General features: G+C 39.7%; 26 protein-coding genes. 5 read left to right on the top strand and 21 right to left on the bottom strand.

The genetic code is table 11. From position 1 onward, the window contains the following. Positions 1-6: 6 nt before the first annotated feature. From MVE01_RS08795 to MVE01_RS08740, 12 genes are all read right to left on the bottom strand, one after another. Positions 7-222 (bottom strand): hypothetical protein, encoded by a 216-nt coding sequence (locus MVE01_RS08795; RefSeq protein ID WP_472561813.1) that lies wholly within the window; start codon positions 220-222, stop codon positions 7-9. Beyond that, on the bottom strand, positions 219-1,313 hold the full coding sequence (gene hisC / locus MVE01_RS08790; RefSeq protein ID WP_472561812.1) for a histidinol-phosphate transaminase: 1,095 nt from the start codon (positions 1,311-1,313) through the stop codon (positions 219-221). Before hisC ends, MVE01_RS08795 begins: the two co-directional genes overlap by 4 nt. A gap of 49 nt (positions 1,314-1,362) precedes the next feature. Then, positions 1,363-2,421 (bottom strand): chorismate mutase, encoded by a 1,059-nt coding sequence (gene pheA, locus MVE01_RS08785; protein WP_472561811.1) that lies wholly within the window; start codon positions 2,419-2,421, stop codon positions 1,363-1,365. A gap of 16 nt (positions 2,422-2,437) precedes the next feature. Continuing rightward, on the bottom strand, positions 2,438-3,649 hold the full coding sequence (lysA, locus tag MVE01_RS08780; protein WP_472561810.1) for a diaminopimelate decarboxylase: 1,212 nt from the start codon (positions 3,647-3,649) through the stop codon (positions 2,438-2,440). Positions 3,650-3,749: 100 nt separating this feature from the next. Continuing rightward, the gene (locus MVE01_RS08775; RefSeq protein ID WP_472561809.1) at positions 3,750-4,832 is read right to left on the bottom strand and encodes an LptF/LptG family permease; all 1,083 of its coding nucleotides are present in this window, start codon (positions 4,830-4,832) and stop codon (positions 3,750-3,752) included. Continuing rightward, entirely contained in the window at positions 4,829-5,401 is a 573-nt protein-coding gene (gene pth / locus MVE01_RS08770) for an aminoacyl-tRNA hydrolase (RefSeq protein ID WP_472561808.1), read from the bottom strand. The genes MVE01_RS08775 and pth overlap by 4 nt, the downstream gene beginning before the upstream one ends. A 22-nt stretch (positions 5,402-5,423) precedes the next feature. Continuing rightward, positions 5,424-5,960, bottom strand: a complete 537-nt coding sequence (locus tag MVE01_RS08765) for a 50S ribosomal protein L25/general stress protein Ctc (protein ID WP_472561807.1) — start codon at positions 5,958-5,960, stop codon at positions 5,424-5,426. Positions 5,961-6,012: 52 nt separating this feature from the next. Beyond that, the gene (locus MVE01_RS08760; protein WP_472561806.1) at positions 6,013-7,152 is read right to left on the bottom strand and encodes a type IV pilus twitching motility protein PilT; all 1,140 of its coding nucleotides are present in this window, start codon (positions 7,150-7,152) and stop codon (positions 6,013-6,015) included. 23 nt (positions 7,153-7,175) lie between these two features. Beyond that, complete coding sequence (locus MVE01_RS08755; protein ID WP_472561805.1) at positions 7,176-8,171, bottom strand: transaldolase; 996 nt, start codon at positions 8,169-8,171, stop codon at positions 7,176-7,178. Next, positions 8,161-8,922, bottom strand: a complete 762-nt coding sequence (gene aat / locus MVE01_RS08750; RefSeq protein ID WP_472561804.1) for a leucyl/phenylalanyl-tRNA--protein transferase — start codon at positions 8,920-8,922, stop codon at positions 8,161-8,163. The genes MVE01_RS08755 and aat overlap by 11 nt, the downstream gene beginning before the upstream one ends. 4 nt (positions 8,923-8,926) lie before the next feature. Then, on the bottom strand, positions 8,927-11,125 hold the full coding sequence (gene clpA, locus MVE01_RS08745; RefSeq protein WP_472561803.1) for an ATP-dependent Clp protease ATP-binding subunit ClpA: 2,199 nt from the start codon (positions 11,123-11,125) through the stop codon (positions 8,927-8,929). 11 nt (positions 11,126-11,136) lie between these two features. Then, positions 11,137-11,436 (bottom strand): ATP-dependent Clp protease adaptor ClpS, encoded by a 300-nt coding sequence (locus tag MVE01_RS08740; RefSeq protein WP_472561802.1) that lies wholly within the window; start codon positions 11,434-11,436, stop codon positions 11,137-11,139. An 83-nt stretch (positions 11,437-11,519) separates the two neighbouring features. On the opposite strand from MVE01_RS08740, the gene bioD reads away from it, so the two are divergent. The 3 genes from bioD (at position 11,520) to MVE01_RS08725 (ending at position 14,155) form a co-directional block, all read left to right on the top strand. Beyond that, the gene (gene bioD, locus MVE01_RS08735; protein ID WP_472561801.1) at positions 11,520-12,167 is read left to right on the top strand and encodes a dethiobiotin synthase; all 648 of its coding nucleotides are present in this window, start codon (positions 11,520-11,522) and stop codon (positions 12,165-12,167) included. A gap of 27 nt (positions 12,168-12,194) precedes the next feature. Beyond that, on the top strand, positions 12,195-13,070 hold the full coding sequence (locus MVE01_RS08730) for an aspartate carbamoyltransferase catalytic subunit (RefSeq protein ID WP_472561800.1): 876 nt from the start codon (positions 12,195-12,197) through the stop codon (positions 13,068-13,070). Positions 13,071-13,183: 113 nt separating this feature from the next. Further along, a complete protein-coding gene (locus tag MVE01_RS08725; protein ID WP_472561799.1) occupies positions 13,184-14,155 on the top strand; it encodes an aminodeoxychorismate synthase component I in 972 nt (323 codons plus the stop codon). Here the strand turns inward: MVE01_RS08725 and MVE01_RS08720 are convergent. The 6 genes from MVE01_RS08720 to ribA all read right to left on the bottom strand — a co-directional run bounded on the left by MVE01_RS08720 (position 14,140) and on the right by ribA (position 17,139). After that, positions 14,140-14,580, bottom strand: a complete 441-nt coding sequence (locus MVE01_RS08720) for a hypothetical protein (protein WP_472561798.1) — start codon at positions 14,578-14,580, stop codon at positions 14,140-14,142. The two genes, MVE01_RS08725 and MVE01_RS08720, sit on opposite strands and share 16 nt — an antisense overlap. Before the next feature lie 76 nt (positions 14,581-14,656). Beyond that, positions 14,657-15,337 carry a rhomboid family intramembrane serine protease gene (locus MVE01_RS08715; protein WP_472561797.1) on the bottom strand — a complete coding sequence of 227 codons (681 nt, stop codon included), beginning with the start codon at positions 15,335-15,337 and terminating at the stop codon, positions 14,657-14,659. Between the two features lie 6 nt (positions 15,338-15,343). Next, on the bottom strand, positions 15,344-15,724 hold the full coding sequence (locus MVE01_RS08710) for a hypothetical protein (RefSeq protein ID WP_472561796.1): 381 nt from the start codon (positions 15,722-15,724) through the stop codon (positions 15,344-15,346). A gap of 19 nt (positions 15,725-15,743) precedes the next feature. Continuing rightward, on the bottom strand, positions 15,744-15,956 hold the full coding sequence (locus MVE01_RS08705) for a PP0621 family protein (RefSeq protein WP_472561795.1): 213 nt from the start codon (positions 15,954-15,956) through the stop codon (positions 15,744-15,746). Continuing rightward, positions 15,953-16,552: a 16S rRNA (guanine(527)-N(7))-methyltransferase RsmG gene (gene rsmG, locus MVE01_RS08700; protein ID WP_472561794.1), complete on the bottom strand. Its 600-nt coding sequence runs from the start codon at positions 16,550-16,552 to the stop codon at positions 15,953-15,955. Before rsmG ends, MVE01_RS08705 begins: the two co-directional genes overlap by 4 nt. A gap of 14 nt (positions 16,553-16,566) precedes the next feature. Beyond that, positions 16,567-17,139 (bottom strand): GTP cyclohydrolase II, encoded by a 573-nt coding sequence (gene ribA, locus MVE01_RS08695; protein ID WP_472561793.1) that lies wholly within the window; start codon positions 17,137-17,139, stop codon positions 16,567-16,569. Positions 17,140-17,228: 89 nt separating this feature from the next. Between ribA and hemB the strand changes: the two genes are divergently transcribed. Continuing rightward, positions 17,229-18,200, top strand: coding sequence for a porphobilinogen synthase (gene hemB, locus MVE01_RS08690; RefSeq protein ID WP_472561792.1), 972 nt, complete (start codon positions 17,229-17,231; stop codon positions 18,198-18,200). A gap of 32 nt (positions 18,201-18,232) precedes the next feature. On the opposite strand, the gene MVE01_RS08685 is transcribed toward hemB, so the two are convergent. Genes MVE01_RS08685 through MVE01_RS08675 form a run of 3 tightly spaced genes read right to left on the bottom strand, consistent with a single transcriptional unit; the run spans position 18,233 to position 19,291 of the window. Next, the gene (locus MVE01_RS08685; protein ID WP_472561791.1) at positions 18,233-18,712 is read right to left on the bottom strand and encodes a DUF6714 family protein; all 480 of its coding nucleotides are present in this window, start codon (positions 18,710-18,712) and stop codon (positions 18,233-18,235) included. Positions 18,713-18,714: 2 nt separating this feature from the next. After that, positions 18,715-19,011 carry a type II toxin-antitoxin system RelE family toxin gene (locus tag MVE01_RS08680; protein ID WP_472561790.1) on the bottom strand — a complete coding sequence of 99 codons (297 nt, stop codon included), beginning with the start codon at positions 19,009-19,011 and terminating at the stop codon, positions 18,715-18,717. Further along, positions 19,001-19,291, bottom strand: coding sequence for a prevent-host-death protein (locus MVE01_RS08675; RefSeq protein WP_472561789.1), 291 nt, complete (start codon positions 19,289-19,291; stop codon positions 19,001-19,003). The genes MVE01_RS08680 and MVE01_RS08675 overlap by 11 nt, the downstream gene beginning before the upstream one ends. 87 nt (positions 19,292-19,378) lie before the next feature. On the opposite strand from MVE01_RS08675, the gene MVE01_RS08670 reads away from it, so the two are divergent. Beyond that, on the top strand, positions 19,379-19,679 hold a 301-nt coding region (locus tag MVE01_RS08670), incomplete at its 3' end, for a hypothetical protein (RefSeq protein ID WP_472561788.1).

Here is a 19,679-nt window from a genome sequence, read left to right as displayed (position 1 = left end):
TTTTCTTTATCTCTGTGCCGATACATATGCTGTTATCAGTTTTTTTGCAAACGCTATCTGCTTATCATCGTAGTCAAGACCTAACTTTTTAGCTAAGGATTTGAGCTCTTTTTTACTTACTTTTTCCATAGTACTGCTTTTGGCTTTGTTTTGGTTAAAATCATCCAAAATAAAAGGTTTTACTTCTACTTCATTTGCCTTGACTACTTCTATTTTTCTCAAGAGATAACCTCCGAAAAATGTCTAAAGAATGTATCATTCTGTTTTGCTGTACCGATAGTTATACGTATTGCATTCATTCCGTAAGAAGCAAGATCACGGATGATCACACCCCGTCTAAGCAGTGCATCTGCCATCTTGCTTGAATCCATCTTCTCATCAAACAGATAGGTAATGAAATTGGTATAACTCTCTATATATACCAATCCATTCTCTTTCGCAAACAATTCATAACGCTTGATCTGCTCCTGATGCAAAGCAATTGACTCTTCTACAAACACATCATCTTTAGAGGCAGCAATCGCTGCCGCAAGAGAGAGTGTAGAGATATTAAAGGGTGGTCTCATTTTATACAGTTCATGTATAAGTCCAGCTTGTGCAATACCATACCCAACACGCATACCTCCCAAACCATAAGCTTTGGAAAAGGTACCAAGATAAATGACATTTTCATATCCCAGTATATCCTTAGGAGTGATAGCATATTTTTTATCTTTGGCTGCAGCATACTCCATATAGGCACCATCCACCACGATCAATGTTTCTTTATCTATGGATCCAATAATCTTCATTACTTCGGCTTTACTGGTTGCATCCCCAGTAGGATTGTTCGGAGTACAGATATAAATGATCTTCGGTCTGTACATTTTGTAAGCTTCCATAAACTCATTATATTTATGTTCATAGCTAGCTGTTTTGTAGATCTTTGCTCCCATCTGCTTGGCATAGATCTCATACATTGCAAATGTCACTGCTGACATCAATACAGATTCATTCTCATTAAGCAGTGAGCGGGAGATAAACTCTAATACCTGGTCTGATCCTGCACCGATAATAATATTGTCATCATGTACATCATATTTTTCAGAGAGTACAGCTTTGAGTTCGAACATACTGTCATCCGGATAAAGATGTGCTCTGTCAGCATTCTCTATGATCGTCTGTTTGACTGCAGGACTTGTCCCTATAGGATTTTCATTGGAAGCCAGTTTCACCACCTCTTCAGGAGCAATCCCAAATTCACGCACAACCAACTCTATAGGCTTACCCGCTTCATAGGTCTTTATATTTTCAAGTACTTTGTTAAACTTCATTTCTTTTTACCTTATTGGTGTTATCAAAAGACAATACTCTGCATTATCTTTATACATCATCTGTCTCTTTTACATACGAACCGAGCACTTTGACAGACTCTTGATGTTTTTCTAAAATAGATTTTATCTTTTCATCATTTTGATGCCCGTCAAACTCTATAAAGAAAATAGACTCTCCCTCAACAATATGCGATTTGATCTTTGTCAGGTTAATATGTACTCTTTCAAAATCATTTAAAAACTCTACCAAAGATCCGGGTTTGTCAGGTAATCTTACAAGCAGTGACGTTTTATCGTTTCCTGAAGGTACATTTTTAAAATCTGAAATAATGAAAAAGCGTGTTCTGTTATTGGTATTATCCTCTACATCTTCAAATAGAATGGGAAGATTATAGAGTTTTGCGGCAACAGAAGGACAAAGCGCTGCTGCAGTTTCATCTTCCAGTGCCAATTTGGCCGCTTTTGCAGTAGATTCTACGGGTATTAGTTCGATTTCATCGAGTCCAAGATCCTGTAAAAAATTCCTACACTGACCAAAAGCAATATCTTTTGAATATATTTTTGTGATATGTTTAACGTCTTCTACCAAGGTAGCAAAACTGAGATGTACATCTATCATCACTTCGGCAATGATCTTCAAATCATATTCATCCAAACAGTTGATCGTATCACTGACAATACCGTTGGAAGAATTCTCAATCGGTATAACACCGAATTTTGCTGTGCCTTTTTGTACTTCTCTAAAAATACCTCTGATCGAGCTAACAGGCAAATAACGACTCATAGCACCAAACTTCTTCTCCGCTGCCTGATGTGTAAAACTGGCCTCTGGTCCAAGATAGGCTACTGCTTCAGGCAACTCAAGGTTCCTTGCTACGGCAAAAAGTTCTAAAAAAAGTGCATCAATGGCACTAGGGGTTAATTTACCGCTGTTTTGACTTTTAAGACGGTTAAGAATAGCCTGTTCCCTTTCAGGGCGATAGATCGGTGCACCGGTTGTATTTTTCAATTCACCTACCTGATGTACCAATTCCATGCGTTCATTATAAAGCTTGAGCAGTGTATCATCAATATGATCTATCTTCTCTCTTAATGCATCTAAAGTCATCTTGCAGCCTTTATTTTTACTTTTCTAAATATTCAAGTTCTAAACGTACTTGATCCTCATAGGTTTCACGTTTACGTATTAATCTGTCTTTTCCGTTTTGCAGCGCTACTTCTGCCGGTTTTGCACGGGTATTGTAGTTACTTGCCATAGTAAATCCATAGGCACCTGCAGAATGCACCACGATAATATCATTATGCTCCAGCGGAGGCAACGGCACATTTTTTCCGAAGAAGTCACCGCTTTCACAGACTGGCCCCACTACATCTGCAGGTGTTTTTTCACCTTCTACACCCACAGCCTCTATCTTATGATACGCATTATACAAACTTGGGCGGATCAAGTCATTCATACCACCATCAACGATAACAAAACGTTTACCGCCATTGTTCTTCTCATAGAGGACTTTAGTAAAAAATGCCCCTGCATTGGCAACCATATAGCGTCCCGGTTCACATAGTAATGTCAGATCAAGTCCTTTGGTTGCTTCAAAGATCACCTGCGTATAGTCTGTTGCAGAGATGGTCACTTCATCATCATACACTACACCAATACCGCCACCCACATCAAAAAATTTGATATCGATCTTGATCGCTTTAAGAGAACGTACCAGATCAGCTACGATCATGGCAGCTTCACGAATAGGAGAAAGTTTCGTGAGTTGTGATCCAATATGGAAATGAATACCCACAGGATTGAGATATTCTGACTTATTCGCATAAATATACATACGTTTTGCCATATCTATCTCAACACCAAATTTATTCTCATGCAAACCTGTAGAGATATACGGATGTGTTTGCGGATCAATATTCGGATTGACACGAATAGAGATACGTGCTTCTTTCCCTAACTCAAGCGCTACCAACTCTACACGCTTCATTTCTGCTTCACTCTCAAGGTTCAGCATCAAAATATCTTTTTGCAGCGCTTCACGAATCTCATCATCACGCTTTCCCACACCGGAAAAAATGATCTTATACTTATCTATGCCTGCATCCAAAGCACGTCTGACTTCACCTATACTCACACAGTCTGCTCCGGCCCCCAGTTTGGCAAGATGTGCAATCACTGAGAGGTTTGAGTTTGCTTTTACTGCATAGTTAATGATTGATTTTTTACCTGCAAAGGCATCTTTCAGTGTTGTATATCTGTTTTCAATATAGTCAAAATCATACATATACAATGGCGTACCGTATTTCTTTGCCAATGCTTTAGTGTCAATTTCCATTTATAAAATCCTAATTTATAGTCATATCTATTTTAGGGTGATTTTAGCTAAAAGTTGATTAAAGGGTGCCTTAGCGAAAAAAGAAGCCTGAGTAGCGGTTTTAAACAATACTTTTTTCATCTGTCACATAGACATATATTGCATAAAACCATAAAAGAATAATAGGCAGGATTGCAGTAAGTTCAGGAGCTAATACGCCATTGGATCCTATCTGATTCAAGCCAAACAAAATACCCCATATAACAAATGTTGCTCCCAAAGAGAGTGCAATAATACTTCCGAAATTCATCATCCTGGCATGAAAAGGAAGTTTAAAAAAGAGTATCAACAGAAGTGCCAGAGCAAAAAGAGGAACAATGACCTTATCATAGAATACAGCACGGATCTTGTCTGAATTAAGATGCTGTTTCTCAAGTAGTCTCCAGGTATTGAATGCATCCTCAATATTCAGTGCCTTCCCTTCGTAAAGTGACTCTATGATCTTTGGTTTATACCCTTTGAGTGTTTTGATACTTTTTTTATGCTCAACTCTGTATTTTTCCAATTCACCGTTTTTATAGATATGCGTTTTCAGTGTAGCATCTCTTGCATCCCACTCTTCCCCGTCAAAGAATGCAACAGGTGCATGGATCGTATAACGTATCTGATACCCCTCTACTTTAAAAATAGTGATATCTTCTATCTTTTTTTCTACAGGATCAAGATTTTTAATATAGACAAAAGTATCATTATATTTAAAAAAAAGATCTTTCACATCATAGGCACCAAGCTCATTTTTCAATAAAAAAGAAGCTTTGTCTTTCGCATAGGAAAATTCTGTTGTATGCAAAAAAGTGAAGAGAGCATAGGTAACAAAAGCTACTGCCATAAAAGGAAGGAAAAGCCTTTTTTTGTTATATCCGAAAGCATGCAATGCACCCATCGTATTATTTTTGACCAAAGAGAGTTTTGTCATGATCAACGCAAATACAATAGCTAAGGGATAAAGTAACCCCAATGCCTCCTGCCACATATAGAAGATATAGAGTATCTTGTAGTTTCCTGCGACATCCAACTGTTGTACATGTTGAAAGTAGTCAATGGCAGCAAAAGCAAAAGAGAGTCCAAATAAAATTGCCAGTAAATTCTTTATATAAAGTTTTGAGAGGTACCTGAAATGCAATGAGGGAGAAAAAAGACTCATACATTCAGTCCTTCAATGGACTTTAAACTGTACTTGGATCGTACCTCATTCAACTCTTCCTGAAGTAATGCCTTGCATGCCTTTACAACATGTTCAATCAGCCTCTGTAGTACCTTTTTCTCTTCATCATTGAAATCATGCAGTACATAATCGGATACTTGGCTTTTATGTTCAGGTTTCCCAACCCCTACCCTTACACGCAAATACTCTTTGGTAATATGGCTATCAATGGATCTGAGTCCGTTATGTCCGCCATGACCACCGCCTTTTTTAAAACGCACTGCACCAAACGGCAGGTCAATATCATCATGGATCACAATAATATTTTCCAACTCTATTTTGAAAAAGTTTTTTACTGTCTGCAGACTTTTACCCGAAAGATTCATAAATGTAGTAGGTTTTAAAAAAAGTGAATTGGCAGAGCGGTAAAGCTTACCTTGAAAAGAAGTTTTGGAGATGTCTCTGGCTCCAAGATCATCAACAAGTTTGTCAATGACCTTGAAGCCGATATTGTGCCGTGTATTTTCGTACTGTGATCCCGGATTACCTAGACCTACGAAAAGTGTCACAATTCTGCTTTTACAACATAGATTATTTAGATTTGATCACACCACAAACTGCAACATCCGGTCTATCCATCATTTTACAATTTGCCGGTACTTCCACATCTCTTACAAGAATAGAGTCATCTCTCTCAAGCGGTTCAACATTAAGATCAAATTTTGCAGGCATATTTTCAATAGCCCCTCTCACTTTTACTCTTTTTTTAGAGATAACAAGTACACCTTTGTTCTTAAGACCAATCGGTGTTCCGTGTGTAACAACCGGTACTAAGAAATCTGTTACTTGACCTGGTACAGTTACTCTTAAGTCAACATGTACTACTTCACCGTGAACCGGGTGCAGTTGATATTCTTGAATGACAACATTCAACTCTTTATCACCCACTTTTACAGGGAATGCAAGGTTCTCTTTATTTCTAACTGCTCTTACAAATTCACCACGCTTGAACGCAGCTTGAATGTTTTCAACACCATTTGCATATAAATTCGCAGTTAGATAACCATCTCTTCTAAGCTTCTTTGCAGTAGTCTTTCCGATACTCTCTCTAACGATACCTTCTAACATATTTTGTCCTTAAATTTAAAATAGATGCGGATTATACCGAAAAAAGTTTAATTTAATCTTCTTCCTCTTTAAATTCAAATACTTCCACTTCTCTTTCATCTGCATATTCATCAACAATGGCACCTTTCCCTACCCCTTCCATTTTCAGTTTCATATCTGATGGGTTTGTTGCATATTCAAGGGTCACTTCTTCTGTGATCCTTCTTTCACGAAGAAGATCTAGAAGTGCCTGATCGAATGTCTGCGTACCATAGATCTCTTTACCTTCAAAGAGGGCATCGGGTATCTCATAGTCACGGTCTTCCATAATAAGCTGTTCAATCCTTGCTGTCTTCTTCAATATTTCGATCGCAGCTGTTCTTCCTCCCTGCTTTGTAGGTACAAGCCTTTGTGAAACTACTCCTTCAAGGACAGAAGCCAGTGAACTCCTGATACGGGTCTGCTCTTCTTTGGAGAACATACCGACGATCCTGTCTATGGTCTCTTTTGCATCCAGTGTATGCAGGGTTGAGAATACAAGGTGACCTGTATTCGCAGCATGCAGTGCAATATCGATGGTTTCCAGATCCCTCATCTCTCCAACCAGGATGATGTCCGGGTCTTCTCTCAATGCAGCTCTAAGCGCATCAGAGAAGGAGTGTGTATCCTGCCCGATAGCACGCTGATTGATCAGACATCCTCTGTCTTTATGTATGAATTCTATAGGGTCTTCAATAGTAATAATATGCTTTTTTGTCTCTCTGTTTATCTTGTCCAATATAGCCGCGAGTGTAGTTGACTTACCCGATCCGGTAACACCGGTTACAAGGACAAGTCCACGCTGGATATCGGTAAATGTTTTAATGACCTCCGGAAGATTCAACTCATCGAGTGTCAGTATCTTTACGGGAATGATACGGAAAACTGCACTTAACCCATCCATCTGATAAAAGAAATTCACACGGAATCGGTTCTGGGCATCTAAAACATATGAAAAATCCAGGTTTCTGTCATTTTTCAGTCTTTCATACTGCTCATCTGTTGTGATCTCCTGGGCAAGTTTGTCTACCATATCAGCACTCAGAATATCTTTTCCCAAAACTTTCAGAATACCATGAATACGCACTCTCACCTGAGAACTAGACTTAATATGAAGGTCACTTCCCTGATTACTGATCATACTTCTTAGATAGAGTTTGAGTTTTTCTTCCATGGCACTTCCTCTTTAAATATATTTTACTTGAGACTGTCAAGCATCTCTTCAAATGCTTTTTCAAATGCTTCAAGTCCGTCTTTCAATAAAGTTGCATAGACTTCATCCATATCAAATCCGTTATCCGCCAATTTGGTAAAATATCCGTTTATCACATCATCTTCTATAGGTAATTTCGGCGCAGTTTCTTTTTTTGCTATGTATGCTTCAATCGTTGCCAATGGTGCCGTATTGACAGAGTGTGGTGCCAAAAGTTCCCTTATGTAATAATCTGTAGGCAGGTTATCACCTTTGACTCCTGTACTGGCAAAAAGTGTTCGTACAGAGGGTGTATGGTTCTTTTCGATGAGATTGTAAATTTTAGCAGCATTATAGATACCGGTTTTGGCAACTTCGATACCTTCTTTTTCCAAATCAGGATCCAAAAGTCTGTCAAAACGGCTGACAAATACAGAGATAACTGCTTCAACCCGACAACCTCCCTCATTCGAGAAAGTATCGATTCCCTCTTTCATTGCTTTTAGACAACGTTTTGCCTGATCCGGAGAAAAAATAAGTGTTGCATTCACCGATATTCCTATGGCAAGCAATTCTGTCATCGCTGCATATCCAGCATTGGTAGCAGGTACCTTGATCATGACATTAGGTTCATCTATGGCTGCAAAAAGTCTTTTCCCTTCTTCGATCGTTCCTTGTGTATCATTTGACAAAAATGGATCTACTTCTATTGAAATATATCCGTCATTCCCTTCATCGTAACTCTCTCTAAGTGCCTGTGCAGCTGTACGTATATCATCAATTGCCAATGCTTCATATTTCTCTTTGGGACTTTTCCCTTTGAGCGAGGCTAACTGTTCTTGATAGGCAGGTGAAGTAGTGATTGCCGAAGCAAAAATAGATGGGTTGCTGGTTGCACCGTTAATAATACCTTTTTCGACCCATGCCGAAAACGCGTTTTTCAAATAGTCTCTCTCTACAAAATCCAACCATAAAGAGAAGTTTATATCTCTATTTACCATCTTTTTTTCCTTCGTGTACAGGGTCTTTATATTCCCAGTTAAAATCATGCCAATACCCCAGATCACTGGGCTTTTGTAATGCTTTGTGCAGTGCATCAAGGAAAATATCCCTTGCAACTGTCTGTGCACCCAATCCCACCATATGATCAGTTTTCATCTGGCAATCTATAAAATCATAACCTCTATCTCCTAAAACATCACTTAGTGCTTTAAAGGCTACTTTTGAAGCATCACTGACCAAAGAGAACATCGACTCTCCAAAAAAGGCTTTTCCCATGGCCAAACCGTAAAGCCCTCCTACAAGTTTCCCCTCTTTATGTACTTCCACACTGTGTGCAAATCCTTCTTCATGCAGACGGATATACGCTTCCTGCATCTGGGGCAATATCCAGGAACTACTCTGTCCTTCTCTTGGTACAGTAGCACACAAAGAGATCACTTCAGAAAAATGTTTGTCGAAAGTTACTGTAAATTTACCGCTGCGCAGCACTCTTGCAAATGATTTTCTGACTTTGAAATTTTCAGGATAAAGCAACAGTCTCGGATCGGGAGACCACCATAAAATAGGATCTCCTTCCGCATACCAGGGAAAGATCCCGTTGCGGTACGCTGTGAGGAGTCTGGAAGAAGAGAGATCACCCCCATACGCCAAAAGCCCTTCATCTGAGGCATCACGTGGATTTGGAAAAATATAAGAATAATGACTTAAAGGAGGAATAAAGTACTCCTCCTCATCAAACATAGAACCCAATATTTTACCTTTTTCTTTCAAATGTAAAATCTAATTTTTCATTTTTAAAGCCTACTTTAACAAAGCCGCCTTTTTTCAATTTTCCAAAGAGTATTTCATCAGTCAGAGCCTCTTTGATCTTCTCATCTATGACACGGGCAATATGTCTTGCTCCGTAACGCTCATCATAGCCTTCATTTGCCAAGTACTCTTTAGCTTTTTTGCTGAGTTTGACTTTTACTTTTTTAGACTTGAGTAATGCATTTAATTTGTCCAGTTCTCTATCTACAATTTCAATAAGTGCATCCAGATTCAATCTATTGAACTCAATTGTTGCACTCAAACGGTTCCTGAACTCCGGAGAGAAGAATGCTTTGAGTGCTTTGTCCGTTTTCATAGAGTTATCTTTGTTGAAGCCCATCACATTCGCCTCTTTGGTCCCGATATTGGAGGTCATAATGAGAACAACATTCTTAAAGTCACTCACGACACCGTTGTTATCTGTCAACTTCGCCCCATCCATCACCTGAAGCAGAATGTTCATAATATCAGGGTGTGCTTTTTCTATCTCGTCAAGCAGCAGTACGGTATGCGGATGCTTTTTGATCATCTCGGTCAGCAGTCCACCCTGTTCATACCCGACATATCCCGGAGGTGCACCGACCAGACGGCTGATGGTATGTGCTTCCATATATTCACTCATATCCAAACGCTCAAAATGTACATGCATTGTTTGGGCAAGTTGTGTTGCCAAAGCTGTTTTTCCTACACCGGTAGGTCCCACGAAGAGAAAAGAACCTATAGGTCTATCTCTCGCATTGAGCCCTGCATAGGAGCGTTTTATTGCTGTTGTCAAAGCTTTAATAGCCTCATCCTGTCCGATGATATGTGATGCCAGATCTTTTTCAAGTGTTTTAAGTTTTTTCGTATCATCTGTCCCTATAACAGTTGAAGGAAGTTTCATGATCTTTGCCACACTCTCTTCAATATCTCTTGGCTTCACTCTCACACCCTCTTGCCCTCTAAGCATAAAGTGCGCCCCTACCTCATCGATGATATCCATCGCCTTATCCGGTAGAAATCTGTCATGCAGGTATTTCACGGAAAGGTCTATAGCTGACTGCAATGCTGCATCAGTAAAATTAATGTTATGGTAATCCTCATACTTATGCTGCACGCCCTTTAAAATGGTAAAGGTATCTTCAATACTCGGTTCTTCCACATCGATCTTCGCAAATCTACGGCTGAGTGCCTTGTCTTTATCAAAAAAGTTTCTAAACTCCTGATAGGTCGTTGCACCGATACACTTAAGATCACCGCGAGCAAGTGCCGGTTTAAGCAGATTGGAGGCATCCATGCTTCCTCCGCTTGTAGCACCTGCACCTACCATCGTATGTATCTCATCTATGAACAAGATAGCATCATCCATTCGGCTCAGTTCAGAAATGATCCCCTTAAGACGCTTCTCAAAATCACCTCTGTATTTCGTTCCTGCCACCAATGCCCCCATATCTAAAGCAAAAACTTTTGAGTCTTTTAAAATATCAGGTACTTCACCCTCGGAAATCTTCAGTGCCAACCCCTCAGCAATGGCAGTTTTACCTACTCCAGGTTCACCCACGAGCAGAGGGTTGTTCTTCTTTCGGCGGCAGAGTGTCTGCATCACACGTTCTATTTCATCTATACGTCCGACTACCGGGTCGATCTTTCCAGTCTTTGCAAGGGCTACCAACTCCATAGTGAACTGGTCAAGAAGCGTTTCGTCTTTTTTCTCTTCACCCTCTTTTGGCATTCCCTCTTTAGGCAGATTACGATGAGAGATCACTTCTAAAATATCTACTCTGCTGAGTCCCTCTTTTTTCATGAGGTAGACCGCATACGAGTGCTCCTGCATGAAGATCGCTGCGATCATATCACCTATACTGGCTTCTGTACGACCTGAACTGTGAATATGGGTCATCATATCGTTAATAGCCCGTGAGAGTGCTACGGTCTCAAACGGCTCTACTGCCTCTTTGAGAGAAGGGATGGTCTTATTGATATGCTCAATGATCCCTTCTTCCAATATCTCCAGATTTGCATCCAGCGTGGAGAGTATCTCCACACCCGGCTGGCTTCTTACAATAGACAAAAATACATGCTCTACCGTCAGATATTCATGTCTATTCTCCTTTGCATACATTACAGCATTTTTAAATACATCGTTTAATGCTACACTTATCATCTATTATCCTTTTACGCATCTTCCTCTATTGTTGCCAATAACGGAAATTCATTTTTCTTTGCGAGCTGTTTCACCTGCTCTGCTTTTGTTTGAGCGATCTCAAAACTGTAAACCCCACACACTGCTCTCTCTTTCTCATGGATCTGAAGCATGATCTGTACAGCTTCAGGTTCACTTTTATGAAAGATCGTTGTGAGTACCTCTACAACAAAATCCATACTGGTATAGTCATCGTTATGCAACACCACTCTGAACATCTGCGGCTCAGCTATCTCCAGTTCTACGTCTAACTCTTCTTCAAACTTTGGCAATTCATATCCTTAAAATATCTACTATAGTATAATCATTTTTCTATTTCACTATAATTATATCAAAAACTGTAAAGGAATTGTGAATGCCATCACTTTTTATCACTGCCACAGATACCAATATCGGTAAAACCCATACTACACTTAAGCTCATAGAAGCATTGGCAGACAGAGGTTACTCGATCGGTGTCTTTAAACCCATTGAAACCGGTGTAACCAGTACTGCTCCTGATGCAACTATACTCCTCGAAGCTTGTCGGAAGGTCAACACGCATTTTGAAAATCTTACACCACAGGATATTACAGCCTACACTTTTAAACTGCCGGCTGCTCCATTTTGTGCCGATATTGACAAAACCATCAACCTTCAACATATCATGGACAAACATGAAGAGCTCTCAAAGCTGTGTGACATCCTTTTAATAGAGGGTGCAGGCGGACTCATGGTTCCCATTACCAAAGAGTACATGATGATCAACCTTATTAAAGAGCTCAATGCAAAAACACTATTGGTCACTCCAAGTAGACTTGGATGCATCAATGACACTCTTTTATCTATTTTGGCATTAAGAACATTTGATGTTGACTTTGACTGGTGTGTGAATTTGTATGAAGACAAAGAGAATTTTACTCAAACAACAAAGCCCTATTATGATGCTGTGTTTCCTAAGTGGTGGAGTGTTGAGGAGGGCTTAGATAAATTTATCTCAACCTTTACCACCCATCTGCTATAATCACATAATCACTCTTCAAGGATATCCATGCAACACCTCGTAGACACCAATAACTTTTCTGATGCTCAAATCGAACAACTTTTAAGCGATGCTAAAAACTTTAAAACACAATGCCCGCCTAAACTGCTCAGAGACAAACTTCTCATCACTCTTTTCTTTGAAGCTTCTACGCGAACAAGAAGTTCTTTTGAAGTAGCAGCCAAAAGACTTGGAGCTGCCGTAGTACACCTTGACCCAAGCCGTTCTTCTACTAAAAAAGGAGAGAGTCTGAAAGATACATTCGCAAACTTGTGTGCCATGGAACCTGACGGAGTCATCGTCAGACATGCTCAAAATGAAACACCGCAAATTCTTGCTGATATGCAAACCACACCTGTCATCAACGCAGGTGCAGGAAATTATGCACATCCCACTCAGGCCCTGCTTGATCTTTTTACCATGGTGGAGCACTTTGGAGATGTCAAAGGAAAGACCATTGCTATTGTGGGGGATATTGTTAGTTCACGCGTAGCCAGTTCCGGTATCAGACTCATGAAGCGTATGGGAATGCATGTCATCCTTGTTGCACCCAAACAATTCATGCCTCAAAGTGATCTCCCTCAGTATGAGAAACTGGAAAACGTTATGGACAAAGTAGATGTCATTATGAGCCTGCGTGCCCAACTTGAACGTCATGAGACAGAACTTTTTGAAAATTATGAGGATTATGCCAGACAGTACTGCATCACCAAAAAGCGCATGCAGGACAGAGACATCCTGCTTCTGCACCCGGGACCGGTAATGAGAAACATAGACATCTCTGATGAGATGCTCGAAGATCCCCGCTGTAAAGTTTTGACGCAGGTCAAAAACGGTGTCTTTATGCGTATGGCTATTTTGAAATTATTATTGCTGGATGCATAACCGTAGGTCGGGGTGCCCTCACCCCGACATCAACTTGCATAAGAAAAAAGCTTCTGTTTTTGATTTAATTTAAACCGTCGAGGGTGAGGGCACCCCGACCTACAGGAAAATAGATGTGTTGGTTCAATAAAAAAAATGGTTTTGAAGAGATTGACCAACTTGGTCAATCACGCACCCCTTTTCTCTTCATTGTCTCCTACGACAAGACCAAGATCTTCGCACAACCTTTAGCCCATCTGGACAATGACATTTTCTATAAATTAGAAGATTGGCGAAACTACCCTGTCAAAAAAAGAGAGAAAGATTTTACATTTTCCAAAAGCCCCGTAGATTTTTCTACTTACAAAAGTGCCATGGAAGAGATACTCGAAGATATACGTTCAGGCAATACCTATCTTCTCAACTTGACATTCAAGACTCCTGTAGAGAGCAACTTCAGCCTTGAGGAGATCTTTACTTATGCAAGAGCCAAATTTAAGCTCTATTTCAAAGGGAAGTTCATCTGCTTCTCTCCTGAGCGTTTTGTAAACATTCAAGGAAACACAATAGCGACCTATCCTATGAAAGGTACTATTGATGCGGATCTTCCCCATGCAAAAGAGCATATTTTAAGCAACGAAAAGGAGATGGCAGAACATGTAATGATCGTTGACCTTATGCGTAACGATCTTGGTATCATAGGAGAGGATATTAAAGTAGAGAAATTCCGTTATGTGGACAAGATCAAAGCCGGTAAAAAAGAGTTGCTACAGGTAAGTTCAAAGATCACTGCCAGACTTCAGACAAACTGGAGAGACACCATAGGCATACTGCTTGATCAACTCACTCCGGCAGGCTCCATCACAGGGACACCGAAAAAAAGTACTGTCAATATCATCAACCGTGTAGAAAACTACAACAGAGGGTTTTACACCGGAGTCTTTGGCGTATTTGACGGGGAGAGTCTACGTTCGGGGGTGATGATACGTTTTATTGAGAAAAAAAATAATGAACTTCTTTACAAAAGTGGTGGAGGCATTACTATTGATTCTGATGCGAAAGATGAATATGAAGAGCTAATTGACAAAATTTATTTACCATTTTGACAAAACTCCCTATTTGCTCTGTGTTTCCATTTATACTTGGTGTCATCTTTGAGCTTTGAAAAATAGAGTTTTCCGGAATCTCTCCAGGGATCTATCACGATCCCTTCTTCAAACTTTCCACCTTTCCCTGTAACCACCAGAACATTGTGCTCAAAAAAATACTCTCCTATATTGGCTCCGCCCAAATGAAATGAAAAATGCGGATAGTGCTTTTTTAAAAAATGTATATAAAGCGCGTCACTCCACTGGTAACAAAGCCCTTTTTCTCTCAGTCCGATATTGACTAAAAAATTATGAAACCAGGGAGGAGAGGTCAGCTTAAATTCTTTCGTAAGTTCAGCTGTCTCATGAAAAATATCTTCGGAAAGCGCTTTGGCTTCTTTGGGAGGAATGGCATCATCAAGCGAACGCAGCTCAATGGACAAGTGATCTATTCTATTTTGGGAAACATGCACCGGAGTGACTGTACAACCCGAAAAAAAGAAAACAAAAAGCAAAAGTTTAAAATGATTTCTGTGCATAATAACCGGGTAGATAACTCATCATTATAAAGATCAAAAATACCATCGCAACACTGTATGTCCAGACCCATTTTGGATCTTTAGAAAGGATATATCCACCGATAAACCCAATAAAAAGACCCCCAATATGTGCACTGACATCCACTGATTCAATAGAAAAACCTATGACAAGGTTGATCCCTATAATAATTGCAAACTCTTTCATAAAGGCTTTGGTATGCTCTCCTATTCTCTCTCTGTGTGCCAGAAAAAATCCTGCCAAAGCACCAAAGACACCAAAAATAGCTCCCGAAGCTCCAATACCTACCGTTGCCGGATGCATATAAAGCGATACTACACCCCCAAGAAGACCGGAAAAAAGATAGATGCTTAGATAGGATTTCGTATCAAAGTACATCTCTGCACCACGTCCTATGATATAGAGTGATACCATATTCATCAGTATATGGGTCATACCTCCGTGCAGGAACATCGCCGTAAAAAGTCTCCACCACTGTTCTTTTAATACAGTTAACGGACCGTACAATGCACCCAGCTCTACAAGCACCCGCATATCCATATTCATCATATCACGGCTTAAAAAAGAGGAAAGAAGATAAACAAAAATATTAAGCCCTATAAGACTGTAAGTGATCTTGTATCTTTGAAATTCACCTAACATGAAAATTTAACAGATCGCCTCTGGGAAAATCACTCCGTCTATGCCCGAACGTGCGATCTTTGTTATCTCTTTTTCTTCGTGGATCAGAGCCAATATACGTGTATCGAACAGATACTCCTGAGCAATAGGCTGGATGATCAATGCATCATCTTCTTCACATACCATGTAAGATGCACCTAGAGCATTGGAAAAGATCGCTTCTTGCAGTGTATTGACCGTTGCGGCAAAAGGAATCCCATTTTCTTTACAATACTTGGCAAGCACATGCGAATCAACTAAAGGCTCAAGCAGCACAATATTTTCTGCTTTACTTTTCTTAATATCTTCCAAAGAGAACACCTTATAGAATTTGGGACTTTCAATCCACGGATGACCAATGATAATCATAGTTACTCCTTATTCACTTTTAATCTAAACATTCTTTGGAACAGTAGTACTTTCCATGCATCATAATACTCTCTTTGACTGTGACATAAGTACCACATTTTTCACATTCTACCAGTGTATCTTCATCTAACTTTTTTTCTTCGGAACTTTTACCTATGGTTGGCAGTTTTCCACCAAGAAACTTGTAGATCATCAATCCTACAAAAGCAAAAATAATAAGTTTTAAGATCATACCTTACCTTTAATATATAAATAATTTCGTTGATTTTTCTGTACTATATCATAATCTAACTGATGTTGTACATCGGCTACTTCATCAAAAACACGCGAGCCTTTATAGAAAAGATAGGCTGTTTGTTCATTGGAGATATTCTCTGTCAACTCAAGCAGCAGTCTGGTATTGGTCACCGCACGGGAAGAGATGAGTTCAAAAGGTACATGCTCTACTTTTTCTACTCTTTTTGCCTCTACACTTACATTTGAAAGCTCCAGATCTATAGCTGCATATTTTAAAAATGAGACACGTTTTTTCAGAGGTTCTGCCAGTACCACTTCTGTTTGCGGCAAGGCAATAGCCAGCACAAGCCCCGGAAACCCGGCACCAGTGCCTACATCTAACAGTGTTTTTGGTTTTTCTATAAAGGTTAAAGGATAGAGTGAGTCAATGATGTTGTCATAGATCGCCTCTATATTTTTTGCCCCGGTAAGGTTGTGTATCTGATTCCACTCGTGCAGAAGTGCTGCAAACCTCTCCAACTTCATGATAATCTCATGACTCAAAATAATATTTTCAGCTGCCAATCTTCTCTTCAGCTCCTCACTCTTCACTCCCTACTCCTCATTCAAAGCAAGTGTCCTAATTGCTCTTTCTTTACTTTCAAATAGGCTTCATTATAAGGATTTGGCGTGATCTGAATAGGCAAACGCTCTACAATCTCTATATCTGAAAGGCTTTCTATCTTTGCAGGGTTGTTTGTCAACAGTTTCAACTTTTTAACCCCTAAATGATGCAAAATATACTCTACTATTTCATAGGTACGCTCATCTGCTTTAAACCCAAGCTGATGATTTGCTGCTACGGTATCAAGTCCTTCATCCTGCAGGGCATAGGCATTGACTTTGTTCAGCAGACCGATGTTTCTACCCTCTTGTCTGTGGTAGATCACAAGTCCACCATCAAGAGCTATACGTTCCAACGCAAAGTCCAGTTGCTCTCCACAGTCACATTTGACAGAACCTATGGCATCACCGGTAAGACACTCAGAGTGTACACGCACAATGGGAGCTTCTATTTCTTGGAAATTATCGGTAAAAATAGCCAAATGCTCTTTATCATCCTGCTTAAATGCCTGTATCTTAAAGGTACCATGTTTCGTTGGTAAAGTAGCGATTTGTGATATTTCTATGTTATTCATAGCAGGATTATACAGAAACAATTAATAATTAATAATTAACAATTAATATTTAGTGTAAAATAACCTAATTTATTTGCGAAGGTTAAAATATGTTTGCTAGATTTAGAAGAAAAAGAATCAACCCTGTGTTACGTGACCTGCTTCAGGAGACCCATTTGAGTGTCCATGACTTCATCTACCCTCTTTTTGCCAGAAGTGGTACGGGCATCAAAGACGAAGTAGCCTCTATGCCCGGTGTCTACCAAATGAGCATCGACGAGATCGTCAAAGAGTGTGACACACTTAAAGCACTTGGCATCAAGTCCATTATTCTCTTTGGTATCCCCAATGTCAAAGACTCTGTCGGAAGCGATGCGATGTGCGAACACGGCATCATTGCCCAGACAGTACGTAAGGTAAAAGCAGCGCACCCAGATATGTTTGTCACCACAGACCTCTGTTTTTGTGAATACACAGACCACGGTCACTGTGGTGTCATAGACCCTGTGTTAGAAACTGTAGACAATGACATCACCCTGGACAACCTAGCCAAACAGGCCATCGTCCATGCCAAAGCGGGGGTAGATATGATTGCTCCATCTGGTATGATGGATGGTATGATACAAGCCATCAGAGGTGGACTTGATGCTGCAGGATTTGAAAACCTCCCCGTCATGAGCTACTCTACCAAGTTTGCTTCAGCCTACTACGGACCTTTCCGTGATGTAGCAGAAAGCAGTCCTGGAAAAGGCGACAGAAAAAGCTACCAAATGAACCCAGCCAACCGCAACGAAGCCATAGCCGAATCCGTGAGCGATGAAGCAGAGGGTGCAGACATCCTCATGGTCAAACCAGCCCTAGCCTACATGGATGTCATCCGTGACGTACGAAACAACACTACCCTACCACTGGCAGTCTACAACGTTAGTGGCGAATACTCCATGCTCAAAATGGCTGCCAAAGCAGGGGTTATAGACTATGATGCTGTGATGATGGAAACATTGCTAGGGTTTAAACGTGCGGGAGCGGATATTATTATTACGTATCATGCTAAGGAAGCGGCGGAGTTGTTGCAGAAGTAGTCGTAGGGTGCGTTTGCTAACGCACCTTTTATTTAAAGATACTTACTCCACTCTTTGTCTAATGCCATCTTTGCAGAATCAGTATCAACAAAATCTTCACCTACCTCAACCATAAACACTAAAAACTTGGCGATGACTCTTTTTTGTCCTAATGTATAGAAATCTTTTTTATCCTTACCTATTGCTCCACGTTCAATTGCATAAATTGTTGTGTCTATAGAAAAATAACTTTTATCATAATTTTTCAAAGAAAAAATCATATAAGCTGGTAATGCCCATTTTATACCTTGAGAATCCATAAAACACATTGGTGAAGTGTAATATGCTAAATGTTTATCTTCTATATAATGCCAATCTCTCCACCAAGACCTATCTTTTTCTTTAGCTTGCTTTAGTTTTTTATCACTACTACAAGCATCCAATTCTTCAGCTTCAAATATTCCAATACCATCTTCTAATTTTACATTCTTGAATGTCTCTTCTATTTCTGAAATTAATTTTTCTTTATCCAAATTCATCTCCTCTCCCCAGCCTTCTCATAAACAGCCATATCATCCCTCTTCCCCACAGCAATCACCTCAACAGTAATAATCTCTTCTAAAATACTATAGACAATACGTACTTTCTTTTTATCTACATACATTTTTCTACATCCACTTAGGTTGTAGCCACTTTTGTTACCAAGTAATTGCCCTAACTCTGGTGAGGTTTGGAGTTTTTTGAACTGTTTAAGTACAAGCATCTTCTGAGTAGTCGAAAGTTTAGATAAATCTTTTTCTACCTCTTCCTTGACTTTCAGCTTATAGTTCATCGTATGAAATACCTTCTTTTTCTAACAATGTTTCAAAATCAATAGTCTTAGAGTCTTTTCTCTCTTCCACCATCTTCGCTATCTCTATATGTTCCATAAGTTCATAGGCTTCTTTTAGACGTTCATACTCTTCTATGTCTATAATAACTGCTTCAAGCTTATTGTTTTTCGAAATAGCTACTTTATCTTTTATATTTTTTGTAATACTACTAAGCGTACCAGAAACATTACGAGCCAAATCTGTCGCGGAGATAATCTCATCTCTTGTGTATGCCACCATCTTATATCCTTATTATTTTATATATAATTATATGTATAATACTACATTAAAATAAATATGTCAAACTCTTTCGCTATAATCCTACCTATGAACATCAAAAACAAACCCGCAACCTTCTTTGCCCTGCTCATCCTCCTCCTCATGGTATTCATCCTCTACTGGAGTACAACCAAGCCTGTCTCTGTAGTCATTCAGGCAGGGCATGAGGGCAGAACATGTGGGAATACCGGTGCAGAATGTAAACTTTACAGGGAAGAAGATTGGAACATCCTTGTAGCAGATGAAGTAGCAAAAACGTTACGCTCATGGAACATAGATGTCAAGCGTATGCCCGCACGTGTACGTTTTACCAGAGCCAAAATAGCCGTTGCCATACACTTTGACGGAG

The organism is Sulfurovum sp. (genome assembly GCA_026990595.1).
Lineage (GTDB): Bacteria > Campylobacterota > Campylobacteria > Campylobacterales > Sulfurovaceae > Sulfurovum.
This window is presented reverse-complemented; position numbering and strand designations above follow the sequence as displayed.